The organism is Desulfofundulus sp. JL263-se (genome assembly GCF_056316025.1).
In genome coordinates this window covers 732,995-755,509 of the sequence record NZ_CM149993.1, presented here as the reverse complement: position 1 = coordinate 755,509, position 22,515 = coordinate 732,995, and the positions used below count along the sequence as shown (strand labels likewise).

Below are 22,515 nucleotides of genomic sequence, written 5' to 3'. Positions count from 1 at the left end.
CCCGGGCCGGGGAAAGGCTCCGGGGGTTATTCTTCGGCTTCCCGGGACGGCGTCGTCCCGCCCGATTCCGTTCCCAACCGCTCCCATATTGTGCCGGCGGCCCTTGCAGCGCCACCGAGTACGGACCCGCCTATACTGGCGCCGGTGTATCCCAGCGGAGACCCCAGGACGGAACCGATCAGTCTCGCAGTAGCCTCCGACGAGCTGGAAGCGCCGGTGATGTTCATAGCTGCCTGCCCGAGGGTGTTTCCTTCTTTCACTTCCCGGTACACGGCCCGCCCGGCTAAAAGTGCCGTGGCTGCCGGGGCGGTTACTAAACGCGCCGTTGCACCGAAAATACCGACCATTGCCGGGGCCACTTTCGGGACGGCTGCCCCGGCCAGGCCCCCGAGGCCCATTCCGACCCTGCCGGCGGTAGAGCCGGCGCTCTGCCCGTATCCGATTATGCCGGACATAATGCCCCCGGCCTCGCCGGAGCCCCCGTCTGCAGGACCCCCATCGCCGGGAGGTTTGGGCGGCCCGGGTAATTGGGGCAGCGGTCGGGGCCGCTTATCCAAAACCATCTTCCCCAGCATTGCCAGGCCGCCCAGACCTATCGCCGCCCACTTTTCTTCGTCCACGGTGCCCACACGGGCAATTAACTTCATAAAGATGGACGAGAGCATCTTGGATACCGGAATCACAGTGAGCAGCATGAAGAAGGTTTCCCAGACAGTGATCCTGCGCTGTCCCTGCCCGGCAATCTCCGGAGCCAGGGCCGAGTAGTTAATCCCCCAACTGCCGCTCAACACACCGGCCAGCATACCGGCCAGCATGAGGCACAGCCCTAGAATAAGCAGGCCACCTACTGCCCTGCCAAAACTTTCTTTGGCCCTGGAGAAGTCCTGAACGTCCCGGGCCAAAATAAACCGGTACCCTACGAAGACCAGGACCAGGACGCACATGGCCCCGCCAAGGCCCGCAAACCATACCGCCAGGTCTGCCAGCCCCCTGCCCAGCCACCCGGCATCTACCGAAGACCCTTTTGCGCCGCACAGGATTGAAAGAAATATGCCGAGGGCAAGAGCATGTGCCGACTGGATGAAGACGGTCTGGAATATTTCTGCCGCCCATATTTCCAGGACCTGCCTTTCTTCGGTGATGGCCCAGATCCAGGCAACCAGCGGGGTGGACACCAGGGCTGCGGTTACCACCCAGCCCCGGATCGTGTAGATAGCATTGAAATAAACATCAAATCCTACCAGGGCTAATTTAAGTAACACATCGGCGAAGATGTTGCCCGTGCTTACCTGGTTCCAGCCGCTCAATACGCGTATTTCACCGTTGAATACCAGCTGGTCCAGCGGCTTCAAACCGAAAATGGTGTTGATTACTTCAATGATGACGTTAAACGGCGCCGCAACGATTTTCTCAAACATCCCTGCCGGGTCCAGCTGAGCGGGGTCTGCCATCTGGACACCGGCCACAGCCCTGCCGGTTATATTGGCAAACAGGGCCACAAAGGCGTCGTTCACGGCCACGATCAGGCTTACCAGGAATGGGGCCAGGGCAATCAGTACTACGGCACCAATAGCCCTCTGTACGTCACTCATGAATGAGACTCTTATGCCCGGGTTAAGTGCCGAACCCATGTACTTGTACCCCGACCTGACAAACATTATCACCATGAGCCCGCCGGAGACACTGGCCAGTATCCAGTACCAGTACATGCACATGTCCCAGCGCTCACGGGTAAATATGCGGTACTCTTCCAGCGGTCTTGCCCCGATACTTTCAGAATCAGAAGGGCCGCCTGGAGAATCCGCTGTCGCTACCGTAAATGCACCCTGGTTGCTGCCGCCGGAATCAGCTAAAGCGGGCAGAACCGGCATGAGCAGACAGATTAGTACCGCAATACATAAGAATTTCCTTCTCATCGAGCTACCACCGCTTCAGGGTCGGAGCGCAGGAAGTGTTCCTCGAAGGGGAGCCCGATAAAGCGCACTACGGCGCGCTCGTTGCCCGCCCAGAGGAGGCCCTGGCCCTGAGAAAACCCGGATATCCGCTCCACGATATGCTTCGGGAACCCGTATATTTTACCGAGCTTTTCCGCGTCGGTGGACTGCATCCGCAGGAAGAACTTGACATCGCACTGGGCCATCATAACCATTCCTTCCTGCGTGGTGAACTCCCGGAAGGACTGGGAGGCCACAATCAGGGAAGTGTTGTGCTTGGCCCCGCGTCTTGCCATTTGGGAGAGAAACTGGGCGGTGTCCTTGTGCTGCATGAAAAGCCAGGCTTCATCCACCACCACCCGCTTGCGTATGCTGCGGTCCTTCTTGACAAATTTCTCCCAGATCCATGCCAGCATTACGTACATGGCATAGGTGCGGGAAAACTCCGTGGTCAGGCCGGACAGGTCAAAGACCACCAGGGGCTTGTCGTAGAACCGGCCTATAGACTGGCCGTCGAAGTATCCCTGCGGGCCTCCCCGCTGGAAGGGGATCAGGATGTTGGCCAGCCGTTCGGCACCGGCACCGATTCCCCGAAGCCGCCGAGCGTAGGAGGAAATGGTGGGCATTTCCTTGTGGGACTTCCCGGCCCGGGCATGCCCGCCTTCTTCTACGCCGCCGGGGCGGTATATGGACTCCGGGTCCTCGGTGATCCCCCGGGAAAGGTACTCTTCCAGGACGGCCTTGCCCGCCAGGGCTCTTTCCTCAGCCGTCAGCTTCTCGCCGGTCTGCATTTCCAGCATGGCCGCAATCAGAGACACTATGTCGTCCTGTTTGGCCGCCAGGTCGATGTACCACTGCTTGCGCTCCATGTCGTATTCCGGTTCGATGTCGAACGGGTTGAACATGCACTCCATATTGGGGTGAAACTTAATCACTATCCCGCCCAGGGCCTCCGCCAGGCGGCGGTATTCCCCTTCCGGGTCCAGGATGACTACTACCATCCCGTGGGCTGTAGACCGGGCGACAACTCCTTTCACCGTAAAGCTCTTCCCCGAACGAGTCATACCAGTGATAAACATGTGCGGCCCGTAAAGCCTGGGCTGGCCGATGAAGGAATCCAGAAAAACCGGCGACCCGCTCTCGTTCTGGCCGAAGAAAATCCCGGACGGGTGGGAGAAATCGGTGGAAATCAGCGGGGCCAGACACGCGGCATTGGCCACCGTTACGTCGTGAAATTCATCCAGGACAGCCGTCCTTACCAGTGGCAGTACCGCCTGAAGACCCGGGAGCTGGCGCAGGTGAAGCGTTACGGCGCGGGTCGTACCCAGCACGTCCTTGACTTTCTCTACCCTGCGCTCCATTTCTTCCTGCGTCCTCCCGGATACCATTATCGCTACGGTAGCGGCCACCAAATTGTTCCGGCCCAGGTTTATCTCCGTAAGCAAGTTGGAATAATGCTGGTACTTGACCTGTAAAGCACCCACCTCTCTGGTGCGCCCCCGCCTCTCGGCTTCAATCAGCTGCGAGCCGATTTTAACTTGCTTGTCGCCCATCTTCCTGGAGGCCTCCTCCCTGGTATACGGGTGCAGCAGGACGGATACCGTTACCCCGGGCAGGACGGTGATCCGGTTGAACCAGCCGAAGTGCACCAGCTCCGGCAACGCATCTACTACCAGAACCTGGCACCACAGGTCGTTGATTCTCAGACAGTCCTCCAGCTCCTGAATTCGCTCCGGCAAATAGAGGGAGTGCGGGGTCGGAGCGGGTGCTTTTTCGGGTTCAATCTTTCTTCGCTGCCTGAGCAAGGCGCATCACCTCCCGCGTGGAGCTGTGGATCTCTTCCGTAACCCCTGCCCGGAGCATTTCGGAAGGGGCAGTTATCTTTTCCGGGTTCAAAAGCAACCCGAACACGTCCATGATCTCGTCCTTGGTTGTTAGGAAAATGACCGAAACGCGGGCCTTTTCCTGCAGGGCCGACGCAATGTGGCCCATTTTTTCGCGCACCCGCTTCACGGGGTCTCCCTCAGACCCGTTGTCCGTAACCACCAGGTATGAGTGCTGGCTCAAAACTTTCTTTTCAGCCCGCATTGAGTCCAGCGCCGCAGCATAAAGCGCGGAGTAGGTTTTCAGGGGCGATTCGGGCATGGAAGCGGCGCGGGAAGCAACGGCCTTCGCCGCACTCCCGGTGTCCGTTACGACAGTAGTGGTGATGAACTGAACCGGGTAATCCACCCGGTTCAGAATATCAATCAGCACCGCTTCCCGGGCGTTCTGCTCGGCGTCCGTCATTACGTAGAAATTGGCACCCTCAATCCTGGCAATGGCGCACCAGGTACCACCGGTACGGTAAACGCCTTCCCCGATTTCCTGAATGGGTACGACGTCCCGGACGTGACATACTTTACCGGGCATATCTGTCTTCTGTGTCTTCTCCCGGGAAGTATCATGTTCCCGGCTGGGTTTGGACCGCAGGCCGGTGTTGCGGCTGAGCATTACCATAGCCCCTGCCCCGCCTACAAGGGCCACACCTAAAAATATCAGGACGTATAGAATTCCAATTCAACCCCCTTTCTCTTAAAGAAAAAGGCGACGCTGGTTTGTAGCATCGCCTATGCCATCCTACCGGAAGAGCAGGTAATACCTGCACCGTACCCGGTACAGCAACTTCTTCCACAGGTACCTGTCCAGGTATTCTTTTCGCTCGCCTTCCCTAACCTTCCTGAACGCCATCAGCAGTCCCACAGCCGCAAACGGGGACCCGAAGGGCAGGAAGATAAGCAGCTGCGGAAACGGAGTGCGTGTTATAGCTGAAATGGCCAGGACAACTATAAATGTCAGTAGCCCACCGGCAGCTATCCACAGCAACTGCCGCCCGGACAACCCAAAAAACCATTTCTCTTCCCCTTCTGCAAAAGGTACGCGGTATTCGCGCATATCAGGCCGCAGCTCCCTTCAACAGCCAGCCGATGAAACCGACGACCATTGTGGCCAGGGCGATAATTCCCAAACCGATTAGGGCGAACATAAAATGGCGCATTGCGTCGGCTCGGGACTGCTCATTGGGTGCCGCCGAAAGCCGGAAGCCGATAATGACCATGATCAGGACCACAACCGCCCCGCCTATACTGCCCAGCCCAACAGCAATGTTGATTAGCTTCTGTCCCAGAGCCGCTTTGTCAACCGCATTGAGGCCCGCCAGGATGTCAACGGGTTTGACTTCGGAAGTCGGTTCGGCAAGCGCCCCGGAGACCGTACTAAGCAAAAGGATAAACCCCGCACAAAGACCGGTGAAGAGTTTCTTTAGAGTGCGCGACAAACTTAAGTACCCCCTCTCTCTAAGATTTGAGCAAGTTGATTAAATACCCGATTATCCAGGGTGCTCCAAAGATCAGCACCAAACCAACTATTGCCCAAAAAATCATGACCCTGGCGGCCTTGATAAATGCCATTAAAAGCCCCAGACAAACCAATATAGCTACAATCACCATTGGACCGATAGATGTTGCAGCCTCGTAAACACTGCCAGTAATGCGCTGTATTTTACTCACTAGCTGTTCGGTGGTCACTTCAGGAACCCCGGCAAAATAAGGCTCGGAGGACGAAACACTCACATCCTGTTTTGTTTCCCGAGACTGGCTGATTTGCCGTGCATCTTGTTTTGTTTCACTGGCCTGGTCAGATTGCTGGGGCAGGTCAGCCTCGACTTGGGTAGAGGGCTGCTCCAGCTGCGTCTCGGCAAAAACTGCCGGGCTAAAAAGCAAACAAAGCAAGATGAGCAAAAAAATAAAACTGGCTCTCTGTATAGAGGACACCCCCCGGTTTTGGTGTGAAATTTAAACAAGTGTACCTGGCGCCGGTAACCACTCCCTTCTAAAAAGAAAATTATCACCACTCCGTTTAGTTCGGCCCCAGCCACGGTATCCAGATAACGGCCAGGGCCAGTAGAATGATTGCGATAAATAGGCGTAACATGGTAAAAATCCCCTTTCAACTCCCGGCTTTTCACATATAAAGTTAGGCCAGAACTTTATTGTACTTCCCGCGTAGCGAAAAGTTCAGATAGTCCCCTGGACACAAAAAATACTTTCACCCCTCGCTTTCGCGCCAATTCCCTTACTCTCCGCATCAGGCTATGATTAACGAATCCTGTATATACCAGCACCAACTTCACATCTTTGGGCAGCGAACTAGGAGGGCGAGCACGCTTTCTCCTTTGCCGCGAACCACCCGAACAAAACCGGACCGCTCCCTTATAACCACATCAGAAACTTTCAGGCCGCAAGCCTCTGATATTCGCAATCCGGTATGCAAAAGCAGCAAAACTAGAGCACGGTCCCTGAATGAACCGTACTTTTGAACTGTCCTGATGAAAGAGCCAAGTTCTTTCCTATCCAGCCAGCGAGGGGCCTTTTTTTGTTCCGGAACATGCCTTACCCCATCCGTCGGGTCTGATTGAACAATATTTTCGGACCTTGCCCAAGAAAAAAACGCGCCTAAAACATCAAGCGCGTGGTTAACCGTACTGGGCTTTTTACCTTGATTTAGAAGGTATCGCCGGTAATCGGCTATGTCCAATTGTGTTATAGCCGCCGGGTCAAAAGTACCGTAAGTATTCTCAGCCCAACAGGCGAAACGTTTAACTGCACCGAGGTAAGACATGATTGTATTGGCTGCCAGGCCCCGGGATTTAAGATGTTCTTTAAAGCGCTCGAACACCGAATTCCCACTCCAACTTTGGAAATTTCCTTATGCGTCGTTAATTTTACCACTTACGACCCATTTTTTTATAAAAAATACGCCGTTAAAGGAACTTTAACGACGCATAAGGGCTCTTATGCGCATCATTTCTTTGGGCAACACAATTCGACATTTAATGTGACAACTATATGCTAGAATTGTAAAGTGTAGAAACGCTGATCAACTGTCATTATACATTTTAAGTATTAAGAACAAACCTAGCAAAATGCACAAAAAAACAACAAATGACTCATACTCCTCAATAAAAAGAGTAAGAACATTAAACAAGTCATCTGCACCCATTAAATCACCTCTTTAAAAAGGAGGTTTTGTTATGTTAGATAAAATAGATTTTAATTCTAGATTAATTTTAGCTTTAAGTTCATTTTTGGCACCTTTACCATTGAAATTTATCGGCAATCTTTTCAATACTGCAGGTATGCTCGATGTTCAAAAATTTTTATCATCAAAAGAAAAACGGTTTTTTGCAAATATAAATGAATTTATAATTCAATCTGTTTTTATGTTTTTTTTAACTGTATATTATTTATTTATTTTTAATACAACAAACTGGTTTTATAACTTTATAAATAACTACTACTTAATATTTTTTTCAGTCATTATCAATATTTGTTTGCCTTTATTAACTTGGCTCTTAGGCACATTCTACACTTCATTTAAGGTGTTAATAAATAATTTGGCAACATATGGCAAATATATTAAATATATGAAGCTTCTTCAATATCATGCAGCCATTAAACATGTTTTTCAGAAATGTTACCCTTTTATTAAACTCATTAACTTTGTTATCTTGGTTTATTTCTGTTCCTGTTTATGGTTCTCTCTATATATTTAACTTAATAAAAAACAATGCATTACCAGAAAAAATATTACAATGTGTAGTTGTTAACTTTTTCTTATATATTTTATTCTATGCTTTTTATCAACTTTATTTACACCAGTCAAAAATATATAAAAAATGCATGTATAAAATTTTAACCATAAAAACTAAAGAAGGAGAAATTTTTAATAACTTATATCTTTATAACCATGATGATAAACATATATTTCTTGGCAGTGAACCCACTTATATTAAGTCAGGTCAGTATTTAGTTATAAGTAAAGATGTGATTGAATATTACATAATTGAATCAGAAATATATAAGTGGGATGAAAAATTATCTTCGAACCATACGAGTTTAAATGTCAAAGGACATGGATATTTAATGAAATAATCAAAAAAGTTTACACTTGCAAAACTAGTTGAATGTTAACCCCAAAATTCCTTTCCGCAATTGGTGTACAGGCCACGTACCGGCAACCGTTGTACACCTTTGTGATGGAAAACCACCTCCGGTTGCCATGCTAGACGGACATTCTCAGGGAATTGACCCGGTAAGCATTGCTATACCCACTCTTTTTTCCGTTGATTTTCTCCAAATCCCTCCAATCTCCACCGGCAGAGGTAAGGGCAAGTCATAGCCAAGTTTTTCACACAAGCCTGAGAAGCTTGTGCATGGGTCCGTCCGCGGTGTCATCGGGCATGGGCAAAGGGCCGATGACCTCGCCGATAGACTTTACCTTTTGCAAGAGCGGGTTATAAACAAAATTTCCCTATCTTTAAGTAATTGGTATATATCTCAGGCACCACCCATATCTCCGTCGCGCTCAATTCCCACGCATCCAATCTACTCAACAGCAACGCCCGCAGGATAACCTCCCCCACCGCTCTTGCAGAAAGCGGCGGAACGGCGTTACCAATACGTTCCCTCCACCTGGAATCCGCCCTGCCCGCCAGCGTAAGCGGGCGTCCGTCGGGCATGTGCGATGGCCGTTCCTGTAATATGGCCAGTTCATAAGTAGTCAAAGTCCTGTACCACGTCCCGTCGTCGATATTATCACCGGCAGCGGGTCCGGCCTGTCAGTATCAGCCGGAATCCTTATGTCAGCTTATTTTGCATAAAAAGAAAAATCCTGCACATAATAAATATGGCGCCAACGCAGCTGCAAGCTCAACCCCTGGTTATGGCTTTTGCCTACCGGGGGTTGAGTATTTTTGAGGTGAACCCAGTGCTTCCCTTCCCCATCAAGCCAATGCTCCTCCAAAGCGCAAAAGAGCCTTTTAGCTCTCCCGACCACATCTTCGAGTGGAAAGTTGACGGCATCCGGTGCATTATGTTTTACGACCACGGCAAGGTGCGCCTCCAGAGCCGTACCGGGAAGGACTGCACCCGGCAGTTTCCGGAACTTTGGGCACCGCCGGTAACCGCAGGGGAAGCGATTCTGGACGGTGAAATTACGGTTCTCACCAAGGGAAAACCGGACTTTGAGGCAACAATGAAACGGTACCTGGCCGGGCCGAAGAAGGTCGCCGCGCTTGTAGCCAGAAAGCCAGCAGTGTACGTGGTGTGGGATATCCTCTGGCTAAACGGGGGTCAGATAACGGGCTTGCCTCTGATGAAGCGAAAACAGCTGCTGGTTCAGGCCCTGGAGGATAACGACGTGGTACACAAGATTGATTGGGTGGACGATCAGGGGCTGGCCCTCTGGAATGCAGTTAAGGCCCATGATCTGGAGGGAATCGTGGCAAAAAAGAAAGACAGCCGGTATTTGCTGGGCAAAAGGTCAGCTGCTTGGATAAAGGTAAAAAACTACCAAGAGGCCATTGTAAACGTGTTCGGGTACTCAAAAAAGGACGGGGCTGTTTTAGTGGGCACCGGTGATAGGGTACAGGGCCATGCCATCGGGATGGGGCCTGCAGAGAGGGAAGCGTTATTAGGGTTGCTGGATAAGTACGGCACTGAAAAAGGGAACGTTATTTTGCTTCCGCCAGGGGTAAAGGGGAGGGTGAAATTTACCACCTGGACACCTAAAGAAAACATGCGGGACTGTAATTGGGCGGGATTTGAGACTTAAAAGAGGAACACAAAAAATTCCCCCGAGGGGGAAAGTAATTCGCGAGGTAAGGTTAGTATACCCAGTTGACGAAAATAACAGAAAAATATAGAATATTGCTTGTGTGTGGTTGTGTGCTGAAACCTTAACCCGCCTCCAACGTTTACATATTTTTGGTGTAGCGCCCCGGGTGGGGTGTTTTTTGTTATGGGGAAAAGAATAAATAACAATTTAAATAAAATTTCTCCCATCCCTGCTAATCCTCCAGATTTTCATACTGACTCAAATGCCAGAGCTGCAGGTATTGCAGCTCTCTCCTTTTGCGGCGGATCCTTTTTCACTCCCGGGGGGCGATGGTCGCCCCTTCCTGGTTGAGGAGTTCGTTGATCTGCTCTTTTGTGCGGACTATGGCTTGTACAATTTCTTCGCGGGTTAAAATCATAATGTTCACCTAGAAAAAACTTTCGAACAAAAATTTCCCGGTTAGAAAAATATGTCAATACCCAAAATCATTTTTGCTATTTTAACTCTCTCTTTTATCTCTTAAGGCCTGTTCTATATCTTTTAAAGTTAACCCAGTCTCTAACATTAACTCTCTAATGGCCCGTGTTGTAACATATCTTCTAAATTCGATTTCATCTTTAGGCCAAGTATCACGTTGTTTATTATATGCTCTAACCAAGCCAGGTATTATTTGGAAATAAACTTTTAATACCAACTCTGGTCTATTGAAAAAATCAATACCTTTATCAGTTAATATATAACAGTCGTTGAAACTTATTTCAGTTTGCAAATTATAAGATAAAGTAAATTTTAAAACATTTGAACTATTACTTAATTTTAGGCCCAAACCTTTAAACAGGTTACTTAAACCGATCATTGTCTGTTTGGCAAGTATAAAATAACGAATTTGGCAATTAAAAAATACACAGTTTGGTTGCCATCACGCAATTTAAAATATATTCCTTGGAGAGCCTTTGAGGCTAAAATCCATGTTAGCAGGCGGCGCCGAAGGGTAGCCTTGACGGCCGGGGCCCCCGCATGTGGTACAATGGTGATTCCGGCGGGGTTAGTTATAATGACATATTCCCCGGAGCCGCCCCGTCAGCACCCAATAATCACCACATGCGGGGTGGCAGTCAAGGCCGCCGCTCCCTTCGAAAAAAGGTTAAATCCCGCGAATTAGTTAAGATAAAATGTTTTTTGTTTGGCTTCTTTCCTCCGGCATGGCCGACAGCGCTTTTTGCAGGCGATAGCTTTCACCTTCAAAGGCCAGTATGTGAGCATGGTGGACCAGCCGGTCAATCAGGGCGGCCGTAAGCCGGTTGTCACCCAGTACTGTATTCCACTGGCCGAATTGCAAGTTAGAGGTAACGATTATGCTCTGGCGCTCGTAAGCCTGGGCCACAACATTAAACAACAGTTCCGCCCCGTCACGGTGCAGGGGCACAAACCCCAGCTCGTCAATTATGACAAGATCTGCTTTTTTCAAAGCATCCATTGCTTTGCCTAAACGGCCCTGGCGGTGGCTTTCCAACAAGGTGTTTGCAAGGTCAAGACAGCGATAAAAGTAAACCGTTTTCCCTTCTGTGCAAGCCTTGATTCCCAAGGCGATAGCCAGATGGGTTTTTCCCGTGCCCACGGCCCCCAGAGCCAATACGTTTTCGCGGCGTTTAATAAAGCTGAGGTCCGTAAGATCAGTTATGGCGGTATTCTCCGGCAGGGTAACCGGCTGCCAATCAAAATCACCCAGGGTCTTATGCACAGGGAAGCCGGCTTTCTTGACCAGGCGCTTGATTTTGTTGGCCCAGCGCGTCTCCAGCTCGACCTTAAACAGGTCGGTAAGGTACTGTTCCCGGTCACTGTAGGGGATGTCCAGGTAAATCCGGGGCACTTGAGCAAGTTTCAAGGCCTTACACTGTTCTTTCAAAGACGCTCCGGCCATGGGGTTTCACCCCCTTCCTTCCGGGGCACCAGCAGGTCATAGACGTTGACCTGGGGCATATATTGCCGCACGCTGTCCGGTGTATAGTTTTCGTTTAATTGCTCAAGGGGCTTGTCCGGGTTGACAGCCTGGTACAGTAAATGCCGGATAAAGGCCTGGTCTGCCCACCGGTGGCTTTGGGCTTTCTCAAGGGCCCCAGAAATTAGGTCCATGGTGAATTTCTCTTCCAGCAGGGTATGGATGAACTTAAGCCGCTCCCGGTATGCTGAGGGGTTCCCTTGTTCCAGATAGTTGCGTACCGGCTCGGAAAGAAAACGGTACATGGTGGCGTGTCTTGCCCCCCTGGGCTTTTTGATAAAGATGCTGAAGTATCCCCTCCAGTCAATTGGCTTGGTTTTCATGGTGTACTCCCGGGGAAAAGTGCCCAGGCACTGCTGGTTCCGGTCCAGGATCTCTACCCGGTCCCACCACAGCTTTAGCAGGACCGTATCCCCAATCCGGGCACTAGGGATGTTGTAAACTTCGCCCTGACAGGTGATCTTGCCGTATTTGCCCACCCGGGCGGTTTCAATCTCCACCGCTTCAAAGGGAACCGTGGGCAGGGGCAAAAGGGCCTTTTTTTCTTCTTCCCAAAGCTCTGCTATGGGTACGCCCTTGGCGTAATGGGTGCGGTTCAGGTCTTCCAGGGCTTTTTTGTAAAGTTCCCGGGTTAGTTGTTCGAAGCTTGATATTTCCCGGTAGGGTACCAGCCAGTTGCGGCGGGTGTAACCGACCTTGTTTTCCACATTGCCCTTTTCGTTGCCCTTGCCCCTGCTGCAGAATTCCGGCTCAAACCGGTAGTGGAGCATGAACCTGGTGAAGGCTTCGGTTAGTTCCCGTTCTTCCCCCTTACCAATTCGAACAACGGCCGCCGGGAGGTTGTCAAAGCGAATGCGCTGGGGAACACCGCCAATCATTTCAAAAACCTGGATCATGGCGTGGAGAAAACACTGGGTATTCTCGCTGGGTACCGGAACGCAGAAGCCGGCATTGCTGTAGGGAAAGGAAAAGGCAAGGTACTTGATTTCTTTTAATTCCCCATTCCAAACCACGTGGACCGTCCCAAAGTCCACCTGGGCCCGTCCCGGTGGGTGTTCCAATTTCAAATACTTTTCTTCCTGTTCTGCCCGCAGCTCTTTCTTTCGCTGGGAAACGTAATGCCGCACGGTCCTCCCTGAGCCTTCAAAGTCGTGTTCAGCTTTAAGCTGGCGATAAATGGCGGCCGCGGTGCGGCGCTCCTTGCGTGGTTTAAGCATGTCTTCCATGAGCCACATGTCAACGATTTCCGCGTAAGGTTCCATAACCGGCCGGCAGCGCTTTTGTTTCTTATACGGTTCGTTCCAATCGTCCTTTTTGGCATACTTGGCAGCGGTCCGCCAGTTGACTCCAACTCTTGAGCTAATTTTGGCAATGCTGCAATCTTCTTTTTCGTAGAGGTATTTGATATACTGTTGTTGTGGCATTGCTAACACCTCTCGTCATCCCTCCTGTCTTAGTCCGACAGAAGGTTTTATTCGGGAGCGTGATGGCAATGCCCTCTTTGTTTAGCTATGTATTTTTTATTGCCGTTTTCTGTAGTTTTATTATGCCAAAAACAATCATTGCACCAACTGGTGGTTCATTATAAATACCGCCTCCGCTACCAGAAAATTGATGTTGATCTCTTTCAGTTGAACAATTGAAAGCATCTAAATCATATAACTTAAAAATTTCTGTGCCAAGTTTTAATTCTTGTCCATTTTTACTCATTAGCCAATAGAAAAACTCTCGATCTAGATTATAATCTTTATAACCTAACTCTCCCCATCTCGGATTCTTTTTAAATAATTTTGTTCTAACTTTTGAGAAGTAACTAATTGAAGTAGAAATTATGACTCTTATAGAACTTTTTGTTTCAACAAAAAGCACTGAAGCATAATGAGTCCCTACTGCAACATCTTCTGGTGTTCGTGGAACCTCATCCTTTCTTACCCTTAAAAAATCAATTGATGCATATGCTGGAATGCATTTAATTTTTCGTTGGTTAACTTCATATTCATGCACTTCAAATCCTTTGCTATTAACAGGAATCCATTGATAATGAAGGTGCAAATCTGAACCTTCTATATTTTCAGAGTAGTGTTCTTTAAGTAAAGGCTTTATGCTATCCAAAGAATTATGATCACGAAGGGACCAGTATTGTACTTTTCTGTTTCTGCCTTCAAACATCATCCCACCCCACTATAATGGTAATAGTACTTTCGGAAACTCCAAACCCTTTATTCTTAAGCCCTCCAGCGAGGGCATTTATTTTTTCACCCCCCCAAAACGCAGGAGTAAAATAGGTGATAATGCTAACTATTAAAAGCATTTTTTAAATATATCGACCTAATGATTAACAATGCTCGATTATCAGACTTGATTTTTTTAAATCACCCCCAAAATGAACTTGGATGGTGTCTTTTACCATACTACTGTTTTGGGTGGTGTTTTTTATATGCTTTTGCACTGTCGCCGTCATTCTGAGTATCAACATTTCCTTCGCAAATGGGTTCCACTGCTTTGGGCGGAAGACCCGAAAAGATTGGAGTCGTTTAGTAAGTCTTTGGCTAAACTATGGCTCATGGATTTAGACCCGGCCATACCTTTGTTGTTACCACATTTTCCAGATTGCGGGCGGCCTGTGAAATTTGACCCCGTAGATCTTTTGCGCTCTCTCATTTTAATGACTGACCGGAAGGTGTTTAGTATCACCAAGTGGGTTAAAGAGCTGCGCTCTGATAAGGTTCTGGCCGTGCTGTCCGGCTTTGAGCCGGGAAAAACTCCCGGTGTGGGTACTTTTTATGATTTTGTTGACCGTTTCTGGCTTGAGGATAAGGATGTACAGCGCATCCGGCGCTGGCGTTTAAAAACGCCCATGCACAAACCGCGCAAGAAGCTTAAGGCCGGGGGAAAATTGCCGCCAAAGCATCCCGGTATTGTAAGTAAGCTTGTTAAGCAGGTTCTAAAAGGTCGTGAAAAAGGTCGTGAACCTCTCCCTGTCCGGGCTAAAAGGTTGCTCCAGGAGGTTTTCGCCCGCTGTTTTGTTGAACTACTGTCTTTCCCCTGGGTTTTCTTAACTGTTTCCGAGACTACTCTGGTAACCACCGCAAATTATTATAATTTTTGTAAAATTTAATACAATGCTTGTCCGTTTTTAAATTATAGAAAGTTTGATAAAATAGGTTGGCCTTTTTACTATTTATTCTATAATCAGTTAAAATGTCAACCATACAATTGTTATTTATATCTGCATCTCTACTTTCAAATATTGTAAACAAAAAATCCCTTTTAACTTTGGATTCATCCGTATTCAAAGATTGTTTTATTATATCTGACAAATCAATTTCAAAACCGCATTTATGTTTTTTAATTAAACGATTAGGTTCGGGATTCAAGATAAAATAATCTTCTGGATTGGTGTTAACATTAACACTACATGACTTATTACGAATACAACGTTCTCCAATTTTACAAAGAATGCTTCTATATTTTTCAACACTGATAGTTAACATAATAGTCCTTTCGGGTTCATTTTTTTGAGCATGAGCATAAAATGCTGTTTCATTTTGTTTTGTTACAAAATTTTGCATACTTAACTCCACAGTAAGAGGTCGGCATATAGTTTTAAAAAAAGAAACCAGCAAGTAGGCACTGTAAGCTAGCAGGGTTAACCAAGACGCGCTAGCAATATACATGCCTCTCCAAGCTGGATATATAATACAAATTCCCACTGCTATTGAGAACTTTAACGTTTCAATCAAAAATTGGCATCCAATCGTTCTTTGTTTCATGTAAACTACCCCGTTGCAATCTTTTCCCTTGACCCGTTATTACTGCCCATAAGGCTTTATCCGCCAAATATTTTTGCATATCTTCTTCTTTTGGTGAATAGGTTTCTAAAATGCCAGTTACCGTTATTTTACATTCTAAACCCTTATAAACAAAGGATATTGACTTTATTTCTGATTCATGTTCTTCATTTAATGTTATAATGTATTCAAGTAATTCTCGATAACGTCTGTTGACGATTAAGTCATCAATTTTAGAATAAATAATTTGACCCTCTTCTGATGCCTCATCAATATTTGTTAGTTCTACTTTAGTAATAGATAACCCAATATCCGTGGCGAAATATATTAATTCCACAAACCATCGTTGTAATATATGGACCTCACGCAAATTCCATTTTTTAACAAGAGAGAGTCTCTTTCTTCTATTTACTTTATTTATATCTATGCCAATAAGGTTACAACTGCCAAATCGATATATACCGGGTCCATCTTGTGTTATGTTCTTGTTTATGTCCTCGTAGAGAAATATACTTTTCATTTCTCCCACCTCCCGATTTGACAGTTATAACCCAAAATTCTTATTGACATTTTACTGGTTATATGATAGAAAGTAAAGTTTAAAATCTAATAATTTAGGAACTTTCTATAACCCGTATAACAGAAAAATTCTTTATAGCTATTTTTCACCGTTGGGGTACCTACTCATCACTCCGTTTTCTTTGCCCCAAGCCACAGCATTGGCAGCCCAGTGGTTAGCCGACACATCCGGGAAGGGACCGGGTTCTTCTTCAATCCCTCCAAAATTTCTTCCTCAGGAAAATACTTCCCTGGGCAAAGCATTTCCCCCACATCCCGGTACATAAGCACTCTACCATAGTCCTTCATCAACCGGCTTTACCAGTTAATAATGCCTTGCATTTGAGCCTCCGGCATTCGGTGCACCTTTCTAAAAAAACCCGGGTCTTCTGCTACCCGGGAGTATTAAGTCTTATTCGCTATTGCCCCTGCACAGATGCCATGGCAATCCGGCGGCCGGCATCCTGAAGTCCGCCGCCTTTCCCGCGTTTTCCTCCGCCATTTGAAATCAGGTCCGCTGAATTTTCATATCTGGCTTCAATACTAAAATTACGCAATTTTTTCTTCTGGCGCCCGCGCCTTTGCCTCCGTTGTTTATTGCGCTTGCGTAACCATCCATCCAGTCCGCCTATTTCAAACAGCTGCTGGTAGGTCATGTTCAACAAACCGGCCAGAGCCCTGACCCCCGCATGACCACGATGCTTCATCATGTATCTTACCATCCGAGGTCTCAGCTCCGGCTTACACCTCCACGCAATCTTAATTTCCGCGGCACTTCCCAATATTTCAGTCAAATAAAGCCCCTCCTTGAAATTTATCAGGCTATTACCTCATATGTGTGCTGTTCAAATAATGTTGGGCCAAATCCGCATCGTTCCACGGCCATTTTCAGGTATTCTGGGTTCAGGTCAATGTAAATGCTGCTCCGTCCCAGGCGCTTGGCTACCATACTCGTGGTCCCCGCACCTCCAAAAGGGTCCAGTACAACGCCGCCCTCGGGGCAACCGGCAAGGATACACGGCTCAATCAGCTTTGGCGGGAATGCAGCAAAGTGTGCACCGGGGAATGGTTGCGTGGCCACGGTCCAGACAGTGCGCTTGTTGCGACCTTTGGTCGTGTCCAAAGTCTTAAATCCTCTGTGAGGTTTATAAGGTCCATGTAAATTCCAGTTCTCACGTTCCCGGTTACGGCCGGGAGAATCAGGCCCGTATCGCTTGTCATAAATATGCGTGACCGCACTTTCCTTAACTGCCTCCGCATTATAGTAATACCGCTCCGATTTCGCCAGCAAAAAAATATACTCGTGTGATTTGGTCGGCCTGTCCGTCACGCTCTCGGGCATGGGATTAGGCTTGGACCAGATTATATCACTGCGTAAGTACCAACCGTCGGCACGGAGAGCAAAGGCAACCATCCAAGGAATGCCGACAAGATCTTTTGGCTTTAATTGGCCGACTGCTGGATTGTTGCCACCGCCCCACCTAACCGACCTGCCCCTGCCGCTGCAAGCATAACTATCCCCCAGATTCAGCCACAGTGTTCCGTCATTCCTTAGAACACGCCATACCTCGCGGAATACCTCAACCAACCGATTGACGTATTCCGTTGGCATAGGCTCAAGACCAATCTGTCCTGTTACGCCGTAATCACGCAGGCCCCAATATGGTGGCGAGGTTACGCAACAGTGAACACTTTCACTGGGAAGTGTTTGTAAAACCTTCAGGCAGTCACCGGCAAAGAACTTATGGTGAGCCATTTTTACACCCGCCTTCTTACGCAATATCTTTGGAATGTGTATTAACTTGCACACATACAGGGAATTTCTCACCGATTTTCTCCAGGTGCTTTAAATAACGATTTTGCATTCTTATTTTTAATTCCCTGGTACAATATGGAAAGCCGTCATTTTAGAACTTAAATTTAACGCTATTCATGCCCTCTCCAGGGGGCCGGACAGAATCTTCCGGCCCCGTGCGACAGCGCATGAATAACGCTGAAATTCCAAACATACAAACCATGACTGCCTGCATAATCGCGGCGATATCTTTTGACCCTTTGGGGAGCTCGGCAAGCCCCGTTGCCGCCAATAGGCGGTGGGGGAGCTCTTACCATCGTATTGCAATGGCGATATCTGCCAGTACGATTGCCGACAATCATGCCGGCGCCGGGTTCTGTTGTTCAACATCCCTACGCCGGTAGGACACTATGATACTATGATGAAATTATCAAAGAGCAAATCTACCGGTGACTTCTCAAGTCAAGCCGGTTGATTCCGGAATGTGATATCCGGAATGTTTTGTGCCGTCTTGACGGCACGCCTCCGGGCAGGGTTAACTGCCCGGGGGCCTACCGTCAAGGCAGGCTCTTCCCCTCCTCCTACCCCCGAGTCCAGCAGTTGCACAAACTTATCCAACTTTACCCAACAGGTTCATTACCAGTTCCCCTAATTCATTGAACGATTTTTCTAACCTGTTTCGCTGTTCTTCCGATAAACCCACCTCAATAGCTTTTTCCTTAAGCAAGAAAGCGTTTTGGAGCATTGAAGCCGCTACGACCTGGCGTTGCGTCGCTACTTCATACAGCCGCAAAGGGTCTTCATTGCACAAGTGGTAACGACCGCCAAAGGAATATACCATAATGTTGTTCTTTCTTAACGCCCCCGCAAGGCGGTAAATACGTTCCCGGTGCTTTCTGGTATCACTGCCGTACAGCCGCTCGGCCGCGGTGCCGATGGGAAGACCTGCCGGGTGATATTGTTCTATGAGCCTGTGCAGTGCATCAGCCAGGACGCCTCTTTTTGCCCTCGGCTTTTTCTTAGTCGCCATTTACCTTACCTCCCTTCAGTACCATGAATTTGTTTGTATCTCGCGCAGCAACGCCTTTTATACCGGGCCTGATAACTTCCTGAAGTGTTTCTTTTGCTTCTTTAAGCCTGGGGAAATATATGTCACAGGCCTGGATAACAGCATTGGCCAGGATGGTTATGCTCATACCGTCCGGCTGCATCTCAGCCACTGCACTTATCAGTTCTTCCCGCCGGTTAATCAGTTGTTCTGCAAGGTCTGAGGTCTTTTTAAGCTGATAATAGAATTCTTTGACAGTATCCGAGTAAGGCAGGACTTTTCTCCGGAACGCTTCTGCGGCGTCGCGGCCACCGTAACCGGGCAAATTATCATTTATTGAAGTTTCAGTATCCCCCTGATTTTCTTCCTCGCTTACTAGTCTTCCCGCCGGCGTTGCCCCTTTGCCCTGACTGTTATGGGATCGTCCTCTCTGAATAATATCGATATCAATATCCCGGCCCGTTTCATGCAACGGTAACAAATTTTTTAAGCTATTGTCTCCTTCCCATATATCCTGATCACTTTTACAAACATCATTACAGGGACCGTTTTCTGAATATGCAGGTGTCAAATTTTTTACGCTTGCATATTCCCATCTGGAAATAGTGGCCTGATCAACACCAATTTTTTCTGCTACTTCTTTTTGAGTTAAACCCTCAGAACGCAGTTGAATGGCTTTTTGTTTGATTTCTTCCCTGGCGGCTTCTTTTTCTTTCACCAGGTCGGATACCCAATTTTGCACCGTCTGCCTGGTTACGCCCAGTATGCTTGCAATCTCTGTTACCGGTCGTTCCCCGTACCATTTTCTGGCCAGGGATTTCATCTCGTCTTTTGTCAGTGGTTTTCCATGGTGAATATTTAGCCTTACAGACCGGGCATCCGGGTCGGGCGTGTCGTCTATAATAACCTCTACTTCATTAATGCCAATACGGCAGTATGCTTCCAGCCGGTGTCTGCCGTCTATTAAACGGCCGTCCGGCGTTATTACCAGTGGCGGAAACTGGGAGCCAGCGGTTATGGCTTCACGGTAGCGTTCAACTGTTTCTGTATCGAAGTTGTTCCTGGGGTATATGGCATCGTCGATAATGATTTCGGATAGTTTTTTATGTACAGTCTTTATATCCATTGGAAATTACCCCTTCTATCAGCGCAGGACGCCTTTTTTACAACTACAGTTTCTTTATCGGCTTCATTTATCGCCCGCTCCAACATCCTGAGAAATATGTTCATGCCGGCTCTGTAATCTTTTTCCCACCCCGGCGTTGCCACGAACCGCGAGGTTATTATGAATTTCGTTTTCCGTCTTTTGGGCACGCTAACCGCTCCCTTTGATTTATCTATAAAGTCCCATTTGAGAGGTTAAATTTCCCAGGTTTATACACTTTATTACTTGCTAACTAATGTTAAAATAAAGGAAAGGTTTTCCATATAATTTAATTTTTCTTAATTAGAAATGACTTTAAGCGGAACCATATAAAACATTAGGGTGTCATCGCCAGGATATTATTAGTTGTTATCGGTGCCAGTGAGTTCCAGATTTTCTCTCGGTTCAAACGAAATAATAAGCCCAACAACTTCACTTACCTTAGTCATCGTCTCTTCATTCCAACGGCGACGACCTTTGAGAAGATCATTGATGTAGGCCCAGGAGTAACCAGTTTTATTTGCTATTTGGGCAATCGTAATACCTTTTTCATTCATCATTTTTTTAACGACTTCGGAAAACTTGCGCATAACTATCACCTCTTAAGGAAATGATATAACAAATCGCGCGATATAACAAATTTAAATAACGCTATGTGTGTTAAATTATCTTTACATTCTGGCGTATTGCGCTATATTTCTTGGTATTGCGGCTACTTGCTTGTTGCGCTATGAAATTTATTTTGATAAGCTATATATAGCTAATAGCTTGAGGGGAAGTATATAAAATGTTGCGCATAAAAGAAATGAGAAAAAAAAGAAAAATAAGCGGCCCCCAATTGGCCGCCATGTTAAATGTTTCCACAACGTACATATATGACATAGAAAAAGGCAGGAGAAGGGTTCATGCTGAAATGCTTTCCAAAATTGCCGATATTTTAGGCACTTCAACGGATTATCTCCTGGGACGTACCAATGACCCATCTCCTCCTTCATTCAGAAAAGAAAATATTAGAAAATCCAATTCCGACCTTATAATAAACCTTATCGAGGAAGTCGCCGATCTCCCGGAGGACCAACAGGAGTTGGTGGCCGGCCATTGGAAGTGGGCCCTGGATGTAGTGCGCCGGCAGGAAGAAGAAAAGAGAAAGCATGAACAGTTTTCTTGCGTTGCGGAAGAAAAAACCGAGTACCGGCCCGGCCTGGAGAAGCTGGTACCCAGGGATGAAATAAGCCTGGCCGAGGCCATGATAAAAATATCAAACATTGTTTACGAGCATAACTTAACTAAAGAAGAAGCCACCTACCTCATGCACCGGGCGGTTGACCACTACGGCAAGCCGGAATTCCCGGAAGAAACACATGAAGCCGCCCATGGGCCAAGGGTGCCAGGGCAGATTGGGCGTAAGAAAGAAGAGGAGGACTAAAAAAGGAGGATTCAACGAATGAAATTTCCGGTTACTATTTACCCGGGTGAAGACGGTTATATTATTGCTGAACCGCTTACCTTGCTGTTACGTGAAGTCGAGGTGACTATATAAATGCCTTCCCTGCCGGTTATGTTAGAGAAAGGGTGGTCATTGTGACTTCAAAGAAAGTGTTATACCGGTACAATGTTTTAATTGAATGGGATCCGAAAGAACGTGTTTGGGTTACTTATGTACCGTCTCTTAATTATCTTTCCACATTCGGCGAAACACGCGAAGAAGCTTTAGAATCAACAAAGGAAGCTATCCTGGGTTACCTGGAATCCGCTAAAAAAGAAGGAATACCTGTCCCCCCGGGTGATACTGATGCTGAATTAATTAAAATGGAGATAACAGCGCCATGACTCGTTTACCTCGGGTCAGTGGCAAAGAAGTCCTAAAAGCTCTTGAACGTGGGGGTTTCTCTATTTCACATGTACGCGGCAGCCATCATTATTTACGGAAAGCCGGTATTTCCGGACTTGTGGTTGTACCTGTCCATGGTAAAAGAAACCTCCCTGCTGGCACGCTGCGTTCTATTCTCCGTCAGGCAGGCCTGAGCATAGAAGAATTTAAAAAACTCTTGGATAAGTAATTGTTTCATTAGGTGGTAAAGCATCATGGGTGTAGTCGATTTAGATTATCTGCTTGACTTTGCCGACCGAATGGGTGCCCGGATATACTATTCCGACCTTCGCAGTTTGCATCCTGAATTGCTTGGTTATACCAGGCCGCCCTGCATATACCTTGATGTTTCGCTGAGGGACAAGTCCCGGCAGCACAAATGCATACTGGCGGAAGAATTAGGCCATATACTTTACCCGCCCCGGCCGGGACATGTTGCTTTCCATAGAAAGAATTACATGAACTTAAACCACTGCAAAAGGGGCAATATCAAGGCGATAGTCGCCCAGGACGAGAGAAAGGCGCTCGACTGGGCGACAAGTATTTTAATGCCGGATGTCGAATTTTGGCGAGTTATAGAAGATGGTATTAATACAGTCCATGAACTAGCTGAACACTTTGACGTGGAGCACTGGTTTGTCTTGCATAAAATTGGATACATAAAAAGAAAAGCCCGGTATTTTGGGCAAAAGTTAAAATAGAGAGACATTATAAATTACT

At 47.5% G+C, this 22,515-nt stretch carries 28 protein-coding genes; 7 read left to right on the top strand and 21 right to left on the bottom strand.

The features are described 5' to 3' along the window. Positions 1–26 precede the first annotated feature (26 nt). The 7 genes from ACX4JR_RS03885 to ACX4JR_RS03855 form a co-directional block, all read right to left on the bottom strand. A complete protein-coding gene (locus tag ACX4JR_RS03885) occupies positions 27–1,916 on the bottom strand; it encodes a hypothetical protein (RefSeq protein WP_476059739.1) in 1,890 nt (629 codons plus the stop codon). Further along, positions 1,913–3,739 (bottom strand): VirB4 family type IV secretion system protein, encoded by a 1,827-nt coding sequence (locus tag ACX4JR_RS03880; protein ID WP_476059738.1) that lies wholly within the window; start codon positions 3,737–3,739, stop codon positions 1,913–1,915. Before ACX4JR_RS03880 ends, ACX4JR_RS03885 begins: the two co-directional genes overlap by 4 nt. Continuing rightward, complete coding sequence (locus ACX4JR_RS03875) at positions 3,714–4,460, bottom strand: hypothetical protein (RefSeq protein ID WP_476059737.1); 747 nt, start codon at positions 4,458–4,460, stop codon at positions 3,714–3,716. The genes ACX4JR_RS03880 and ACX4JR_RS03875 overlap by 26 nt, the downstream gene beginning before the upstream one ends. 93 nt (positions 4,461–4,553) lie before the next feature. Next, entirely contained in the window at positions 4,554–4,868 is a 315-nt protein-coding gene (locus tag ACX4JR_RS03870) for a PrgI family mobile element protein (protein WP_476059736.1), read from the bottom strand. Between the two features lies 1 nt (position 4,869). Continuing rightward, positions 4,870–5,250: a hypothetical protein gene (locus ACX4JR_RS03865; protein ID WP_476059735.1), complete on the bottom strand. Its 381-nt coding sequence runs from the start codon at positions 5,248–5,250 to the stop codon at positions 4,870–4,872. Between the two features lie 19 nt (positions 5,251–5,269). Beyond that, positions 5,270–5,713: a pilin gene (locus ACX4JR_RS03860; RefSeq protein WP_476059734.1), complete on the bottom strand. Its 444-nt coding sequence runs from the start codon at positions 5,711–5,713 to the stop codon at positions 5,270–5,272. A gap of 388 nt (positions 5,714–6,101) precedes the next feature. Beyond that, positions 6,102–6,650: a tyrosine-type recombinase/integrase gene (locus ACX4JR_RS03855; protein ID WP_476059733.1), complete on the bottom strand. Its 549-nt coding sequence runs from the start codon at positions 6,648–6,650 to the stop codon at positions 6,102–6,104. Between the two features lie 355 nt (positions 6,651–7,005). On the opposite strand from ACX4JR_RS03855, the gene ACX4JR_RS03850 reads away from it, so the two are divergent. Further along, entirely contained in the window at positions 7,006–7,527 is a 522-nt protein-coding gene (locus ACX4JR_RS03850) for a hypothetical protein (RefSeq protein ID WP_476059732.1), read from the top strand. Positions 7,528–8,268: 741 nt separating this feature from the next. Here the strand turns inward: ACX4JR_RS03850 and ACX4JR_RS03845 are convergent. Next, positions 8,269–8,538: a hypothetical protein gene (locus tag ACX4JR_RS03845; RefSeq protein ID WP_476059731.1), complete on the bottom strand. Its 270-nt coding sequence runs from the start codon at positions 8,536–8,538 to the stop codon at positions 8,269–8,271. Positions 8,539–8,660: 122 nt separating this feature from the next. Here ACX4JR_RS03845 and ACX4JR_RS03840 point away from each other — a divergent pair, with 122 nt between their 5' ends. Then, the gene (locus ACX4JR_RS03840; RefSeq protein WP_476059730.1) at positions 8,661–9,587 is read left to right on the top strand and encodes an ATP-dependent DNA ligase; all 927 of its coding nucleotides are present in this window, start codon (positions 8,661–8,663) and stop codon (positions 9,585–9,587) included. A 502-nt stretch (positions 9,588–10,089) separates the two neighbouring features. Here ACX4JR_RS03840 and ACX4JR_RS03835 read toward each other — a convergent pair. From ACX4JR_RS03835 to ACX4JR_RS03820, 4 genes are all read right to left on the bottom strand, one after another. Next, positions 10,090–10,446, bottom strand: a complete 357-nt coding sequence (locus ACX4JR_RS03835) for a hypothetical protein (protein WP_476059729.1) — start codon at positions 10,444–10,446, stop codon at positions 10,090–10,092. A gap of 306 nt (positions 10,447–10,752) precedes the next feature. Continuing rightward, positions 10,753–11,511: an IS21-like element helper ATPase IstB gene (istB, locus tag ACX4JR_RS03830; protein WP_476058089.1), complete on the bottom strand. Its 759-nt coding sequence runs from the start codon at positions 11,509–11,511 to the stop codon at positions 10,753–10,755. Further along, positions 11,493–13,013, bottom strand: a complete 1,521-nt coding sequence (gene istA / locus ACX4JR_RS03825; protein WP_476058090.1) for an IS21 family transposase — start codon at positions 13,011–13,013, stop codon at positions 11,493–11,495. Before istA ends, istB begins: the two co-directional genes overlap by 19 nt. Before the next feature lie 85 nt (positions 13,014–13,098). Next, positions 13,099–13,761, bottom strand: coding sequence for a hypothetical protein (locus ACX4JR_RS03820; protein ID WP_476059728.1), 663 nt, complete (start codon positions 13,759–13,761; stop codon positions 13,099–13,101). A 211-nt stretch (positions 13,762–13,972) separates the two neighbouring features. On the opposite strand from ACX4JR_RS03820, the gene ACX4JR_RS03815 reads away from it, so the two are divergent. After that, on the top strand, positions 13,973–14,707 hold the full coding sequence (locus ACX4JR_RS03815) for a hypothetical protein (RefSeq protein WP_476059727.1): 735 nt from the start codon (positions 13,973–13,975) through the stop codon (positions 14,705–14,707). On the opposite strand, the gene ACX4JR_RS03810 is transcribed toward ACX4JR_RS03815, so the two are convergent. From ACX4JR_RS03810 to ACX4JR_RS03770, 9 genes are all read right to left on the bottom strand, one after another. Then, positions 14,661–15,362 carry a hypothetical protein gene (locus ACX4JR_RS03810; RefSeq protein WP_476059726.1) on the bottom strand — a complete coding sequence of 234 codons (702 nt, stop codon included), beginning with the start codon at positions 15,360–15,362 and terminating at the stop codon, positions 14,661–14,663. The genes ACX4JR_RS03815 and ACX4JR_RS03810 overlap by 47 nt on opposite strands. Continuing rightward, positions 15,325–15,900 (bottom strand): hypothetical protein, encoded by a 576-nt coding sequence (locus ACX4JR_RS03805; RefSeq protein WP_476059725.1) that lies wholly within the window; start codon positions 15,898–15,900, stop codon positions 15,325–15,327. The genes ACX4JR_RS03810 and ACX4JR_RS03805 overlap by 38 nt, the downstream gene beginning before the upstream one ends. A gap of 138 nt (positions 15,901–16,038) precedes the next feature. After that, positions 16,039–16,125, bottom strand: a complete 87-nt coding sequence (locus ACX4JR_RS03800; protein ID WP_476060464.1) for an S-layer homology domain-containing protein — start codon at positions 16,123–16,125, stop codon at positions 16,039–16,041. Positions 16,126–16,357: 232 nt separating this feature from the next. Further along, positions 16,358–16,732, bottom strand: a complete 375-nt coding sequence (locus ACX4JR_RS03795; protein ID WP_476059724.1) for a hypothetical protein — start codon at positions 16,730–16,732, stop codon at positions 16,358–16,360. A 23-nt stretch (positions 16,733–16,755) separates the two neighbouring features. Next, complete coding sequence (locus tag ACX4JR_RS03790) at positions 16,756–17,694, bottom strand: DNA-methyltransferase (protein ID WP_476059723.1); 939 nt, start codon at positions 17,692–17,694, stop codon at positions 16,756–16,758. A gap of 649 nt (positions 17,695–18,343) precedes the next feature. After that, positions 18,344–18,763, bottom strand: coding sequence for a hypothetical protein (locus tag ACX4JR_RS03785; RefSeq protein WP_476059722.1), 420 nt, complete (start codon positions 18,761–18,763; stop codon positions 18,344–18,346). Beyond that, positions 18,753–19,907, bottom strand: a complete 1,155-nt coding sequence (locus ACX4JR_RS03780) for a ParB/RepB/Spo0J family partition protein (RefSeq protein ID WP_476059721.1) — start codon at positions 19,905–19,907, stop codon at positions 18,753–18,755. The genes ACX4JR_RS03785 and ACX4JR_RS03780 overlap by 11 nt, the downstream gene beginning before the upstream one ends. Next, a complete protein-coding gene (locus ACX4JR_RS03775; protein ID WP_476059720.1) occupies positions 19,898–20,095 on the bottom strand; it encodes a hypothetical protein in 198 nt (65 codons plus the stop codon). Before ACX4JR_RS03775 ends, ACX4JR_RS03780 begins: the two co-directional genes overlap by 10 nt. A gap of 192 nt (positions 20,096–20,287) precedes the next feature. Then, a complete protein-coding gene (locus tag ACX4JR_RS03770) occupies positions 20,288–20,515 on the bottom strand; it encodes a helix-turn-helix domain-containing protein (protein ID WP_476059719.1) in 228 nt (75 codons plus the stop codon). A 197-nt stretch (positions 20,516–20,712) separates the two neighbouring features. Here ACX4JR_RS03770 and ACX4JR_RS03765 point away from each other — a divergent pair, with 197 nt between their 5' ends. The 4 genes from ACX4JR_RS03765 (at position 20,713) to ACX4JR_RS03750 (ending at position 22,496) form a co-directional block, all read left to right on the top strand. Beyond that, complete coding sequence (locus ACX4JR_RS03765; RefSeq protein ID WP_476059718.1) at positions 20,713–21,351, top strand: helix-turn-helix domain-containing protein; 639 nt, start codon at positions 20,713–20,715, stop codon at positions 21,349–21,351. Between the two features lie 155 nt (positions 21,352–21,506). After that, positions 21,507–21,755: a type II toxin-antitoxin system HicB family antitoxin gene (locus ACX4JR_RS03760; RefSeq protein ID WP_476059717.1), complete on the top strand. Its 249-nt coding sequence runs from the start codon at positions 21,507–21,509 to the stop codon at positions 21,753–21,755. Continuing rightward, complete coding sequence (locus ACX4JR_RS03755; RefSeq protein ID WP_476059716.1) at positions 21,752–21,985, top strand: type II toxin-antitoxin system HicA family toxin; 234 nt, start codon at positions 21,752–21,754, stop codon at positions 21,983–21,985. Before ACX4JR_RS03760 ends, ACX4JR_RS03755 begins: the two co-directional genes overlap by 4 nt. Positions 21,986–22,010: 25 nt before the next feature. Continuing rightward, complete coding sequence (locus ACX4JR_RS03750; RefSeq protein ID WP_476059715.1) at positions 22,011–22,496, top strand: ImmA/IrrE family metallo-endopeptidase; 486 nt, start codon at positions 22,011–22,013, stop codon at positions 22,494–22,496. Positions 22,497–22,515 lie beyond the last annotated feature (19 nt).